This window comes from Bradyrhizobium sp. AUGA SZCCT0431 (assembly GCF_018131065.1).
In the GTDB taxonomy this organism is placed as follows: domain Bacteria; phylum Pseudomonadota; class Alphaproteobacteria; order Rhizobiales; family Xanthobacteraceae; genus Bradyrhizobium.
Genome location: NZ_JAFCLR010000005.1, coordinates 230,277 through 243,432, shown reverse-complemented (window position 1 = coordinate 243,432; position 13,156 = coordinate 230,277). Strand labels below are relative to the sequence as shown.

11 protein-coding genes are annotated in these 13,156 nt (G+C 63.0%); 8 read left to right on the top strand and 3 right to left on the bottom strand.

Features of this window, described 5'->3' with window-relative positions; translation table 11 throughout:
* Nucleotides 1-26: 26 nt before the first annotated feature.
* Both JQ567_RS06880 and JQ567_RS06875 read right to left on the bottom strand, forming a co-directional pair.
* Nucleotides 27-1,241, bottom strand: a complete 1,215-nt coding sequence (locus JQ567_RS06880; RefSeq protein WP_212438106.1) for a mandelate racemase/muconate lactonizing enzyme family protein — start codon at nt 1,239-1,241, stop codon at nt 27-29.
* 95 nt (nt 1,242-1,336) lie between these two features.
* On the bottom strand, nt 1,337-2,578 hold the full coding sequence (locus tag JQ567_RS06875; protein ID WP_212438105.1) for an amidohydrolase family protein: 1,242 nt from the start codon (nt 2,576-2,578) through the stop codon (nt 1,337-1,339).
* A gap of 167 nt (nt 2,579-2,745) precedes the next feature.
* Between JQ567_RS06875 and JQ567_RS06870 the strand changes: the two genes are divergently transcribed.
* Nucleotides 2,746-3,180 carry a nuclear transport factor 2 family protein gene (locus tag JQ567_RS06870; RefSeq protein WP_212438104.1) on the top strand — a complete coding sequence of 145 codons (435 nt, stop codon included), beginning with the start codon at nt 2,746-2,748 and terminating at the stop codon, nt 3,178-3,180.
* A 100-nt stretch (nt 3,181-3,280) separates the two neighbouring features.
* Here JQ567_RS06870 and JQ567_RS06865 read toward each other — a convergent pair whose 3' ends face one another.
* Complete coding sequence (locus tag JQ567_RS06865) at nt 3,281-4,039, bottom strand: GntR family transcriptional regulator (protein ID WP_212438103.1); 759 nt, start codon at nt 4,037-4,039, stop codon at nt 3,281-3,283.
* A gap of 193 nt (nt 4,040-4,232) precedes the next feature.
* On the opposite strand from JQ567_RS06865, the gene JQ567_RS06860 reads away from it, so the two are divergent.
* The 7 genes from JQ567_RS06860 to JQ567_RS06830 all read left to right on the top strand — a co-directional run bounded on the left by JQ567_RS06860 (nt 4,233) and on the right by JQ567_RS06830 (nt 13,140).
* Entirely contained in the window at nt 4,233-5,099 is an 867-nt protein-coding gene (locus JQ567_RS06860; RefSeq protein WP_409363579.1) for an ABC transporter ATP-binding protein, read from the top strand.
* Nucleotides 5,096-5,872: an ABC transporter permease gene (locus JQ567_RS06855; protein ID WP_212438101.1), complete on the top strand. Its 777-nt coding sequence runs from the start codon at nt 5,096-5,098 to the stop codon at nt 5,870-5,872. The genes JQ567_RS06860 and JQ567_RS06855 overlap by 4 nt, the downstream gene beginning before the upstream one ends.
* Before the next feature lie 43 nt (nt 5,873-5,915).
* Nucleotides 5,916-6,941: an ABC transporter substrate-binding protein gene (locus JQ567_RS06850; protein ID WP_212438100.1), complete on the top strand. Its 1,026-nt coding sequence runs from the start codon at nt 5,916-5,918 to the stop codon at nt 6,939-6,941.
* A 100-nt stretch (nt 6,942-7,041) separates the two neighbouring features.
* Nucleotides 7,042-8,484 (top strand): amidohydrolase family protein, encoded by a 1,443-nt coding sequence (locus tag JQ567_RS06845; protein ID WP_212438099.1) that lies wholly within the window; start codon nt 7,042-7,044, stop codon nt 8,482-8,484.
* Nucleotides 8,485-8,624: 140 nt separating this feature from the next.
* Nucleotides 8,625-11,069 (top strand): CaiB/BaiF CoA-transferase family protein, encoded by a 2,445-nt coding sequence (locus JQ567_RS06840; protein WP_212438098.1) that lies wholly within the window; start codon nt 8,625-8,627, stop codon nt 11,067-11,069.
* Nucleotides 11,069-12,148, top strand: coding sequence for an ABC transporter ATP-binding protein (locus JQ567_RS06835; RefSeq protein WP_212438097.1), 1,080 nt, complete (start codon nt 11,069-11,071; stop codon nt 12,146-12,148). Before JQ567_RS06840 ends, JQ567_RS06835 begins: the two co-directional genes overlap by 1 nt.
* Nucleotides 12,145-13,140 carry an ABC transporter ATP-binding protein gene (locus tag JQ567_RS06830; RefSeq protein WP_212438096.1) on the top strand — a complete coding sequence of 332 codons (996 nt, stop codon included), beginning with the start codon at nt 12,145-12,147 and terminating at the stop codon, nt 13,138-13,140. The genes JQ567_RS06835 and JQ567_RS06830 overlap by 4 nt, the downstream gene beginning before the upstream one ends.
* Nucleotides 13,141-13,156 lie beyond the last annotated feature (16 nt).

The window sequence follows — 13,156 nt, the reverse complement described above, 5'->3', positions numbered from 1 at the left end:
AGCCTGTCGCTACCCTACACCAGCGCCTACTTCTTCTGCCCGTAATTCAACAAGCCGCCCTTGCTCTTTGCCGGATGGGCGCGCAGGCCTTCCTCGTTGGGTTCGGTGCCCCAGCCCGGCCGATCGGAAATGACAAGGTGGCCGTCGACGATCTCGGGCAGATGGGTGAACAGTTCGTGGTCCCACGCCAGCCGGTCGATATCGGTTTCCATGATCCGCAAATTCGGCACCGCGGCGCAGAAATGCGCGTTCATCATGGTGCAGAGATGGCCGTAGAAATTATGCGGCGCGACGTTGACCTCGAAATGCTCGGCGGCGGCCGCGATCTTCATCGATTGCCACACCCCGTTCCACGGCGTGTCGATGATCGCGACATCCATGGCCTGCTCGTTGAAGTAGGGCAGGAATTCGCGCAGGCCCAGCAGCGTCTCGCAGGATGAGATCGGATGCGGGCTCTGGCGACGGATATAGCCGAGCGCCTGCGGATTGAAGGTGTCGATCTCGACCCAGAACATATCCATATCCTTGATCGCGCGCAGGATCTTCAGATAGCCCTCGGTCTTGGCGTTGAAGTTGAGGTCGAGCAGCAGGTCGACATCGGGCCCGGCGCCGTCGCGGATGGCTTCGAGATGCATACAGAGATTGCGGATCACCGTGCGATCGACGTTGATCTCCGGCTCGAATGGCGAACCGAAGCCGGGCCGCCAGCCCTGCGGCTTGCCGTCGGTGTAGACGAAGATGTTGGTCTTTAGCGCAGTGAAGCGTTTCTCCCGCACTTCGCGGCCGATTGACTTGACACCATCAAGATCGATGATCGCGGGCTTGAACCAATCCGGATGGTTGATGCGCCAGGTTGCGCAATGCGACCAGTAGACCCGGACGCGGTCGCGGATTTTCCCACCCAGCAGTTCATAGCAGGGCACGCCGAGCGCCTTGGCCTTGACGTCGAGCAGCGCGTTCTCGATGGCGCCGAGCGCCAGCGCCACCACGCCGCCGGCAGCGGGGCGCGTTGCGGCAAACAGTTCCGCGTAAATCCGCTCGTGCTGGAAGGCGTTCTTGCTGACCACCCGCGCCGACAGCCGCTCGATCGCCGCGGTGACGCCGGGCGCGCCAAAACCTTCGTCGTACTCGCTCCAGCCGACGATGCCGTCTTCGGTCATGATCTTGACGAAGTGATAGTTGCGCCAGCCGGCGTCGCAGGAGAGCGTTTCAACGCTTCTGATCTTGGATGATTTGGTCATGATTTCCTGCCCGGCTGTTGTTTTCGTTGACCGATAACAACAACGGATTGGCAGGGGCGTCAATCGCGCGTAGTGCGATGCCCGTATGCGAGAGGTCAGGTTTGCGGCGGAAACAGTGTCGGCTGGCGTCGCTCGAATACTTGGCGCCCGTTCTTGAAGCTCATCAGCACGTCGGGCAGTTCCGCGATCGCGTTCGCGCCGGTGTCGGTGTCGAGGATAATCAGATCGGCAGGGTTGCCCGGCGCGATGCCGTAATCCCGCAGGTTCATCAGGCGCGCCGGCAAGTCCGTCACCAGGTCGAGGCAGGTGTCGAACTCGCTGATCCCGGCATGCGCGACATTGGCGTAGAAATTGGCCATGCGCAGCAGCGACGCATCGCCGAACGGCGTGAACGGATTGAGCACGTTGTTGGTCGCGACCGAACACAGCACGCCGTTTTCGACCAGCCGGTGCGCCACGGTGAGGCCGCGCGGCGCATTGTGGGTGGCGTCGCGGCCCATCAGATAGAGGTCGGTCGCCGGCAGCACGGTGACGGCGACGCCGGCCTTCGCCAGCCGTTCGGTCGCGGCTTTCAGACGATCCGGCGGCAACGCCGAGAGTTTGGTGGCGTGCCCGATCGCGACGCGGCCCTGATAGTTGCGCCGCTCGGTTTGCCGGCAGACTTCCTCCAGATGCCACCAGGACGGATCGAGATCGAAGTCGAGATGCAGGTCGACATCGACGTCGAATTCCTGCGCGAGATCGAACAGCCTTTCGAGATGCGCGTTCGGGTCGGTGTCCATATAGGGACAGCCGCCGATCGCTTCGCCGCCGTCGCGCAGTGCGGCAATCAGGAGTTCTTCCGCGCCGGGATCGTTGGTCAGGCCTTCCTGCGGGAACACGCAGATCGACAGATCGATCGCCCAGGCATAGTCGCGCTTCAATTCCTTGACCGCCTCGAAGCCGCGCAGCGCGATGCGCGGATCAATTTCCACATGCGTGCGCATCCGTGTGGTGCCGTGCACGATGGCGCGTTCGAGCACCCGCACGCCGCGGGCATAGACGTCCTCGACGGTGAAATCGCGCTTCATGGCGGCGACCGCAGCGATCGCCTCGCCCACGGTGGCATGGTCGTGCCCGCAACGGCCGAGCAGGCAGGCCTTGTCGAGATGAATGTGGGTATCGACGAAGCCGGGGAGGGCGAGCTTGCCGCCGATCTCGATTTCGGGTGCGTCGCAGGCCAGATGTGCCTCGATGGCGGCGATCCGCCCCTCCGATACGCCGATATCGACCGGGGTGGCCGAAGCCCGGGTCCGGGCGTTGCGGAAGATCAGGTCGAAGGCGGTTCGCGCGCTCATCAGGACTTTAGCTGTTTCTTGGCTGGTTTGAGGTGAGGGGAGCCTAGCGGAAGAGCGCTTTAGAGGCAGCTCCAGATTGTGTGCAGTTCATAGGCCAAACTGTTCAAAATATATGCATGCAATTTGGAGCCCCGATTGTAGTATTCCTGATATCAGGAGCAGCCGCCATGTCCATTGCCGCCAAAGCCCAAGACCTCCCCTTACAAGACCACCCGCTTTCGGATGCCGAAGTGGTCGAAGCCTATCTCACGGCATCGATGATCCCGGATCCGGATGCGGCAGCGGCCTACATGAAGCCGGGCACCATCATCACCTTCACCGGCGGGCGCGAGTTCGATCATCCGCGCGGGCCGACCGGCTTCAACGCAGCGCGCTACCGCTGGGTCAAGAAGAAGATGGACCGCTTCGACGTCTGCCCGGGGGCAGACGAGACCGTGGTCTACAGCATCGGCACGCTGTACGGCGAATGGATCGACGGCACGCCGTTCGAGGGCAACCGTTATGTCGATCGCTTTGTCGTCAAAGGCGGTCAGATCGTGAAGATGGACGTCTGGAATGATAGTGCGGAGCGTATTCTGGTTCAGAGAGGGATTGAGGCGTAGGTCGTGATTTCGTCATTGCGAGGAGCGAAGCGACGAAGCAATCCATCCATCCGTTATGCTGCGATATGGATTGCTTCGCTGCGCTCGCAATGACGGCTACCTACCGCACCCGCGCGACCTTCGGCATTTTCACGACGCGCTCGCTCTCGCCCTCATCGGCATAGGGTGCCAGAATATCCAGCAAATCGCGGCCGCGCTGCGGCGCCGGCGCCACCAGGGCTCGGTTCGCCACGGAATCCAGATGGCTGTGCATCAGGCTCATCACCTTGGCCTCGTCGCCCTTGACCAGGGCTGCGATAATTCCGCGATGTTCATTGATCGCGCATTCCGACGAATGCGGGCGGCTGTACAGGGATAGTGTGAGACAGCAGCGATAGGCGACTTCGCTGACATAACGCACGAGGATCGGGCTGTTCGTCATCTGCGCGAGCAGGATGTGGAATTCGGTCGCAAGGCGAATGGACACCGCATCGGTGCCGTCGCGGGCGCCATCCTCGGCGTCGACATGGGCGTTCAGCGTCGCGATCTGGGCTTTGGTCAGCTTGCCGGCGAGCTGGCGCACCACGAGGCGTTCGAGCTCGATCCGGATATCAAAGGCGTCGCGGGCTTCCTGCCAGCTTGGCGTCGCCACGACCGCGATCCGGTTGCGGCGAAGTTCGACGAGGCCTTCCGCGGCCAGTTGCCCCAGCGCATGGCGTGCAATGGTGCGGCTGACGCCGAAGCGTTCGCCCAAGGAATCCTCGGGCAGTTTCGCGCCGGGCTCCAGCGCCTGCTCGATGATGGCGCGGCGCAGCGCGCGGCAGATCACGCCGACCTTGTCGGATGATTCCGCATTCTTGCCGGCCGAACGAGGCGCCATCGGCGAATCCCTGAGAAGTGCTTCGAATGCGCCCTCATAGCACAAATGGGCGACAATTGAGCGCCTGAATTGCATGCAGTTTGGCGGCCGGATTGCCTAAAAGGAATCCGCTGGTTTGCGCGTCCTTTTGTGATCCCATTGATTTCAAACGCGAGTCTTGCTGGCATCCGGCTTGCATGCACTTCCAGCCATGATGCGCATGCAACCAGATTCGGAATTCTCCGGGGCGCCCGTTCCGGCCCCCGCTGCACCCATCGCAATTGAGCTGTCGGACGCGTCCGTCACTTTTGGACGGGGCGAACGCGCGGTGCCGGCGCTGTCGAAAACCACGCTTCGGATTGCCGACGGCGAGTTCGTCGCGCTGGTCGGCCCGTCCGGCTGCGGCAAGTCGACCATCCTGCGGCTGGCCAGCGGGCTGGTTCAGCCGACCACCGGCGTCGTCATCGTCGGTGGCCGGGAAGTCGCGGCGCGGGCGCTACGCGTCGGCATGGCGTTTCAGAATCCGACCATGCTGCCCTGGATGACGATCGAGCGGAACATCATGCTGCCGCTCAAGATCGTCGAGCCGTTTCGGTCGCAGTTTCGAAAGCTTCGCAAGACCGAATTCCGCGACAAGGCCAATGCGCTGCTGGAGCAGGTCGGCCTCAAGGGGTTTGGCAGCCGTTATCCCTGGCAGCTCTCCGGCGGCATGCTCCAGCGCGCCAATTTGTGCCGTGCGCTGATCCATGAGCCGCGCATGCTGCTGCTCGACGAACCCTTTGGCGCGCTCGACCAGTTCACGCGCGAGGAATTGTGGTCGATCCTGCAAGAGCTCTGGATGACGCACAAGGCGACCGTGCTGCTGGTGACGCACGATCTGCGTGAGGCCGGCTTCCTGGCCAGCCGCATCTGCGTGATGAGCGCGCGGCCCGGCCGCATCGTCGACGACAGCCCGGTCACCTTCAGCCGCCCGCGCACGGTGGCGATGACGTTCGAGCCTGACTTCGTGGCGCTGAACCAGAAGCTGCGCACTTTCATTGTCGATGCGCGCAGCGCGCCAGCCGAGGGAGCGGCCTCATGACGGCAAGCGATGTCAGACAAAAAGCCTGGTCGGCGGCACTGATCGTGCTTTTCTTTGTCGCCTGGGAATTGTTCTGCGTGATGACCGGGATGTCCGATCTGGTGCTGCCGCGGCCGTCGGAAGTCTTCGTCACGCTCTACCAGAAATTTCCGCTGCTGTGGCCGCATATCCTGCAGACGCTGGCGACGACGATGATCGGCTTCGTTCTCGGTGTCGGACTTGGCGTGGTGCTCGGCGCCGTCATCGGCGTTTCCAAGACGGCTTACGACACGGCCTATCCGCTGCTGGTCGGATTCTCGTCGATCCCGAAAGTCGCTGTCGTTCCGATCTTCGTGCTCTGGTTCGGCTCGGGTTCGGTGCCGGCGGTGCTGACCGCGCTGTCGATCTGCTTCTTCCCGATCGTCGTCAATATCGCAACGGGGCTCGCGACCACCGAACCCGAACTCGAAGACGTGCTGAAAGCGCTCGGCGCCAGCAAGCTCGACATCCTCTGGAATGTCGGTCTACCCCGCACGATGCCGTTCTTCTTTGCGTCATTGAAGGTTGCGATCAGCTACGCCTTTGTCGGCGCTGTGCTGTCGGAGACCGTGGCGTCGAACCGCGGCATCGGCAACGTGATGATGACCGCGTCCTCGAATTTCAACGTGCCGCTGGTGTTCGCCGGCCTGTTCGTGCTCGCCGGCCTCGGCGTCGCGCTCTACGTGATCTTTTCGCTGATCGAGGGCCGCGTCACCGGCTGGGCCACCCGCAAGAACGACCTGATCGCGACATGACGATTTCACCAAACGCCATCCAACCCAATCGAGGAGGTTCACGATGTTAACGAAAGTAAGCGCCGCGCTGTTGGGAGTAGCTTTGTTCGCGGGCGCCGCGAACGCCCAGGAAACCACCATCAAGTTCACGCTGGGCTGGAAAACCCAAGGCAGCGACGCTGCGTTTTTCTATGCCAAGGACAATGGTTACTTCAAGGAAGAGGGCCTCAACGTCGTGATCGACCAGGGCGAAGGCTCGGGTGCGACGGTGACGCGCATCATGTCGGGCGCCTATGACGCCGGCTTTGGCGACGTCAACGCCATCATCCAGAACGCTTCGACCAAGCCGCAGGACGCGCCGGTGATGGTCTACATGATCTGGAACCAGCCGCCGTTTGCGATCGTGACCAAGAACTCCAGCGCCATCAAAACCATCAAGGATTTCGAGGGCCATACGCTCGGCGGCGCGCAGGGCACGCCGACCACGCGGCTCCTGCCGGTGTTCGCCCAGAAGAACAAGCTGGAAGGCGAGAAGATCAAGATCTCCAACATGGCGCCGAACCTGCAGGAACCGATGCTGATCAAGGGCGATATCGACGCCGCGCTGGTGTTCAACATCACCAGTTACTTCAACCTGGTGCTGAACCGCCAGGATCCGGACAAGGATTACAGATGGTTTTCGTTCGGTGATTACGGTCTGGACCTCTATTCCAACGGCGTGATGGTATCGCGCAAGCTGCTGGCGTCGAATCCGAAGGCGGTCGCCGGGCTCGTCCGCGCCGTCAACAAGGGCATGATCGCGGTCGCAAAGGACCAGAACGCCGGCATGAAGGCGGCGCTGAACTACGACAATCTGATCAATGTCGACGTCGAAAAGCGCCGGCTGCAATTTTCCTTCGACAAGCTGATCGTCTCGGCCGAGATGAAGGAAATCGGCGTCGGCGACGTCAAGGACGACCGCATGACGCGCGCCATCGGCATCATCGTCGAAGGCTATCAGCTTGCCCGGGCGCCGGCGGCGTCGGAAATATTCTCGCGCGAATTCCTGCCGCCGCGCGCTGAAAGGGAGTTAAAATACACCGCGAACTAACCACGTCATTGCGAGGAGCGAAGCGACGAAGCAATCCATCTTTCCCCGCGTGGAAGCATGGATTGCTTCGCTACGCTCGCAATGACGACGGAGTGCTATCATGCCTATAGCAGTTACCGCCCACAACCTGTTCTCCGGTCCTGACCGCGGTCTGCTCGAAAACGCCGTGCTGCGGCACAACGGTGGTTTGATCACCTCCATTGATGAGGGAATGCCGCCCGCGACTGGCCCGCGCTCCCTCATCCTTCCCGCCTTCGTCAACGCCCACGACCACGCGCGGCCGACCGCGTCATCCTTTGGCGCGATCGGGATGCCGCTGGAAAGCTGGATCCTACGATCCGCGCTCGGCACACCCGTCGATCCCTATCTCACCGCGGCCTCCGCGCTGGCGCGTTCGGCGCGGGCAGGGTGCGCTTCGATGATGGTGCATTACACGCGGCCGAGCGGGACCATGCCGCTGATCGACGAAGCCAACGTGATCGCGCGGGCGGCCTCCGATGTCGGCATCCGCATCGCGTTCGCCCTTGCGGTGCGCGACCAGAATCCAATCGTCTATGGCGATGGCGAGCCGGTGCTGTCCGAATTGTCGAGCGACGATCGCAAGACGATCGAGGAACTGTTCGTCCGTGCGCCGATGTCGCCCAAGGCTTATATCGACCTCACCGATGCGATCGCGTCGGCGATCGCTGGCCCCAAGGTCGACGTGCAGTTGGGGCCGGCGGGTGTGCAGTGGTGTTCAAGGCCGCTGCTCGAGGCGGTCGCCGAAAATTCGGCGCTGACCGGCCGCCGGATCCACATGCACCTGCTGGAAACGATCTATCAACGCGCCTGGGCGGATGCACATTTCCCTGACGGTATCGTTCGCTACCTCCGCGACATCGGTTTTCTGTCTGACAGACTGACTCTCGCGCATTGCATTCATGCGCGGCCGGACGAGATCGAGGTGATCGCTGCGTCCGGAGCGCGTATCGTCACCAATTTCAGTTCCAACATGCATTTGCGTTCGGGCCTCGCGCCGATCGCCGCCGCGCACCAATGCGGCTGTGCCATTGCGGTCGGCGTCGATGGTCTGGCGCTGGATGAGGATGACGACGTGCTGCGCGAGATGCGGCTGGTGCAGATGTTCCACGGTGGCCTCGGCTTCAAGCGAACCTGGACGCCAGCTGAGTTTTTTGGTCTTGCCGTCGCCAATGGCCGCAAGGCGACCGGCGCGCCAGGAACGGGCGCGTTGACGCCCGGCGCTCCGGCAGATTTTGTTACCATCGATCTCGATCGCCTCGATCGCGACCAGATCATGCCGGTTGATCCGGTTGAATTGCTGTTCGCGAGAGGCAACGCGTCGCTGTTACGCGAGGTGGTTGTCGACGGACGCGGGATCGTCAGCGAAGGCCGTTGCACCGGCGTCGACCTTCCCGCGATCGAAACGGAGTTGCGTGGCATTTACCGTGCCAATGCCGGCAAGCTTTCTGGCTTTCAACGCGCGTGGCCGCCGCTTTCGGCTTCGCTTCAAAACTGGTTCGAAGCGCAACTGCATTGCAACTGAGCGCTTCGTCGCTCAAACGTATTCCGTATCACGGAAGAAAATTCCGCTTGCATCGACAAGCGGGCAAGGTTTCATGGTCAGCAATAAAAAACTGAACCGGCGCGCGCATGACGCCGGTCGTTTGGCCATGAGGAAGCGTGATGGGCGCGTTGTCGCATCTGCGGATCGTCGAGATTGGGAGCGCGGCGGCGACAAGCTATTGCGCCCGGTTATTCGCCGATTTCGGCGCGACCGTTCAGAAGATCGAACCGCCCGCGGGTGACCCGATTCGCCGCACCGCGCCGTTGACGCCGAAAGGACACAGCGCCTGGTTTGCGTTTCTTAATTTCAACAAGTCGAGCGTGGCGCTCGATTGCAGTGACGCCGACGCTTCATCGCGCCTGACCGAACTGATCGCGGCGTGCGACATTTTGCTCGACGGCCGCGACATCGATGCGGCGAACTGTCCGGCCGTCGATCTCGCAGCGATCAAGCAGCGCAACCCCGGCCTTATTCATCTCGACATAAGCTGGTTCGGTCGTGAGGGGCCGTATGCAAAATTTGAAGCGACGGACTCGACGATTCGTGCGCTGACCGGACTGGTAAAGCTGGTCGGGTCGGTTGAGGGGCCGCCGATGCACGCGCCGGATTTCCAGACCGGCATCTTCGCCGGCCTCTGGGGTTTAATCGCGGCGGCTTCCTCGGTGCTGGGCCGAATGCAGGACGGGCGGGGACGGGCGAACTCCCTGAGCATCTTCGAATCCAGCATCGCGGTGACCGAATACATCATGTTCGAGTCGTTCGTACATGGCGACATCATGCGGCGCATCGGGGTTAACAGGTTCTGGCCGACGTTCCCGGCCGGCATCTACGAAACCAGGCAAGGCTGGCTCGGCGTCACCACGGTAACTCCGGCGCAATGGCGGTCGTTTTGCGAGATGGTGGGGTTGCCGGAATTGCGCGACAATCCGGCGCTGTCCATGGGCGTCGATCGCCTGCAGCATATTGCTGACATCGAGGCCAAGATCATTCCGCGGCTGAAACAGCGCACCGCGCAGGAATGGTTCGCCGAGAGCCTGCGCCGCAAGATTCCGATCGTGCCGGTACCCGATGTCGGCGACCTCATCGCCGACGAAGAGAAGAAGGTGCGTGGCGCGATCGTGCCGATCATGATAGGCGACGAAACCGGCTTTACGGCGGGCTCGACGCAACGCTTGACCGGAACACCGCCACGTCGCGGCGGCGCGGTTCCCGATATCGGCGAGCAAATGCTCGGCTGCGCGCATGTCAGCGAGGCCGCAAAACGCGTGCCGGTGCCAGCAGAGCAGGGATCAGACCGCCTGCCGCTGGAAGGCATCCGCGTGATCGATTTCTCGATGGGCTGGGCTGGCCCGATCTGCACGCGCACGCTGGCCGATCTCGGCGCCGACGTCATCAAGATCGAGGCCACGCAATATCCGGATTGGTGGCGTGGGGTAGACCGGCGTCCGGCCTATGTTCTCGAGCAGATGTACGAGAAATCGGTGCGCTACTGCATCATGAACCGCAACAAGCGCGGCATCACGCTCGACCTGACGCGGCCGCAGGGCCTTAATCTCGCAAAACGGCTGTTGGCCGATGCCGACGTTGTCGTCGACAATTATTCCGCCGAGGTGCTGCCAAAGCTCGGGCTCGGCTATGAGGTGCTGAGCAAGCTCAATCCGAAGCTCGTCATGATGTCGATGTCGGCGTTCGGCGCCGGCAGCGTGCACCGCGATTGCCGCGCCTATGGCTCGACACTTGAACAAGGCTCGGGCCTGCCGAGCGTGGTCGGCGATCCCGATGGCCCACCGGTCATGAGCCACACGGCGTTCGGCGATGCCGTCGGCGGACTGAACGGCTGCGCCGCGGTGCTCACCGCGCTGATCCACGCCAGGCTCACCGGCAAGGGCCAGTTCATTGATCTGGCGCAGATCGAATGCATGATGCCGTTTGCGGCGCCCTGGATCGTGGCGCATTCGATCGACGGCAAGGAGCCGGTCAGGTACGGCAACCGCCATCCGGATTTCGTACCGCATGGCTGCTTCCCCTGCGCCGGCGCCGACAACTGGATCGTGGTCGCGGTTTCCAGCGATGCGGTGTGGCCAAGGCTTGCGAAGCTGCTCGGCCGCGCCGATTGGGCCACCGATGCCTGGCTGAAGACGGCGGTGGGACGGCGTGCCATCGAGCGCGAGATCGAGGCCGCTATCAATGCATGGACGTCGGCACGCGACCCGGAAGCGGCGATGACGGCGTTGCAGGCGGCGGGCATCGCATCAGGCGTCGCGCGGCTGCCTATGGAGCTGCTGCAGGATCCGCAGCTGCATGCGCGCGGCTTTATCCAGGAAATCGACCGTGCGTTCATCGGAAAACATCCGCAGCCCTCGATGCCGTTCCGCGAAGGCGAAAGACCGTTTCCGATCCGAACGCCGCCGCCGACGCTCGGCGAACACAATCAGGAAATACTCGGCGGGTTGCTCGGGCTTTCCGATGCCGAGATCGATCAGCTGGCCCGCGAGGGCATCATCGGAACCGAGATGCTGATGGAGGAACAGCTCGTGAAAGAGAAGAAGCGGGCGGCGGGTTGATGGCAGCGGCCCAGCCGGCACAGCGCGGATCGGAAGCGGTTGCGGGCGGCCCGCAGGCGCTGATGTCGGTGCGCGGCCTCGGCATCCGCTTCAAGACTTCGCATGGCGTCTGGCAGGCGACCCGCAAGATCGATTTCGACATCGCCCCCGGCGAGCGCGTCGGCATTGTCGGCGAAAGCGGCTGCGGTAAGACCATCACCGGCCTGTCGATCCTGCGGTTGTTGCCGAACAACCTTGCCGGGCTCGACGGATCGATCCACTTCGATGGCACCGATCTGGCGTCCTGCAGCACCCGGGAGATGCGGGCGATCCGCGGCCGGCGCATTGCGATGATCTTTCAGGAGCCGATGAGCGCGCTCGATCCGGTGTTTACGGTCGGCCATCAGATCGCCGAGACGCTGCGCGTTCATACCGGCGTCACCAAGGAAGAGGCGAGGGAGCGGACGCTTCATATGCTGCGCCGGGTCGGCATTGCTTCGCCCGAGCGCCGTATCGATGATTATCCGCACCAGCTTTCCGGCGGTATGCGCCAGCGCGTGATGATCGCGGCGGCCCTGATCTGCGGGCCGCAACTGTTGATCGCGGACGAGCCGACCACGGCGCTCGACGTCACCGTGCAGGCGCAGATCCTGGAACTGTTGCGCGACCTCAGCGAAACCTCCAATACGGCGCTGATGCTGATCACGCACGACCTCGGTGTCGTCGCCGAGACCTGCACGCGAATGATTACGATGTATGCGGGCGAGGTGATCGAGGACGCCGCGGTGGATGACGCGCTGGTCCGGCCGCTGCATCCCTACACGTCCGGGCTGTTGCGTTCATTGCCGCATCTGAGCCCGCGGCACGGCAAGCTGCCGTCGATCCCGGGCCGGGTGCCCTCGATCATGGACATGCCCAACGGCTGCCGCTTCAAGGCGCGCTGCGCGCATGCGATCGCAGGCTGCGAGAAAGAGCAGGCGCTGCTCGATGCCGGCAACGGCCGCAAGGTTCGATGCTGGCGGTTTCGCGAACTCGATCTGCCCGGTGCCTTGCAGCACGCGGCGACGGCACCGATCGCTGCGATGGTGGCCAACCCATGACGCCGCACGCCGCCGATAGCGCCATCGTTTCGGTGCGCGACCTGCAGGTCGGCTTTCAAACCACCGATCGCCGCGCCATCGTGAAGGCGGTCGACGGCGTCAGCTTTGACGTTCGCCGCGGCGAGACCTTTGGCATCATCGGCGAATCCGGATCGGGCAAGACCACGATCGGCCGTGCGCTGGTGTTCCTGCTGAAACCCAGCGGCGGCGCGATCCTGCATAATGGCGTCGATCCGCTGGCGATGCCGCGGCAGCAGTTCCAAAGCCATCGCCGCGACTACCAGATCATCTTCCAGGACCCGAATGCCGCGCTGAACCCGCGCATGACGATACTATCGTCGGTGCTGGAGCCGCTCGAACTGGCGCGCGCAGGATCGAAGGCCGAGCGGCTGCAGCGGGCGCATGAGGCGATGGACCGGGTCGGTCTGCCGCAGGACCTCGGCGAGCGCTATCCGCACCAGCTGTCCGGCGGCCAGAAGCAGCGCGTGGTGATTGCCCGCGCGCTCACGCTGCGCCCCAAACTGATCGTTTGCGACGAGGTGGTCGCCGCGCTCGACATGTCGATCCGCGGCGACGTGCTCAATCTGTTCGCCGAACTGCAGCGCGATCTCGGGCTTACCTACGTTTTCATCACCCACGATCTCGCGGTGGTGTCCCACATCAGCGAGCGCATCGCCGTGATGTATCTTGGTCGCTTTGTCGAATTGGGGCCGACGGAAAAAGTCTCCGAACGGCCGCTGCACCCCTATACCCAGGCGCTGCTGTCCGCGGAGCCACGGCCGCTGCCGTCGACCATGCGCGGCAACAATCGGATCGTCCTGCAGGGCGAAATCCCAAGCCCGATCGATCCGCCGTCCGGATGCCGCTTTCGTACCCGCTGCCAGTATGCGCAAGCCGTCTGCGCCGAAAAGACGCCGGACTGGCGCGAGCTGATGCCCGATCACTGGGTCGCCTGCCATTTCGCCCACCGCCCGAATTTTTCACCGAACTAACAAAAAACCGCCGGAG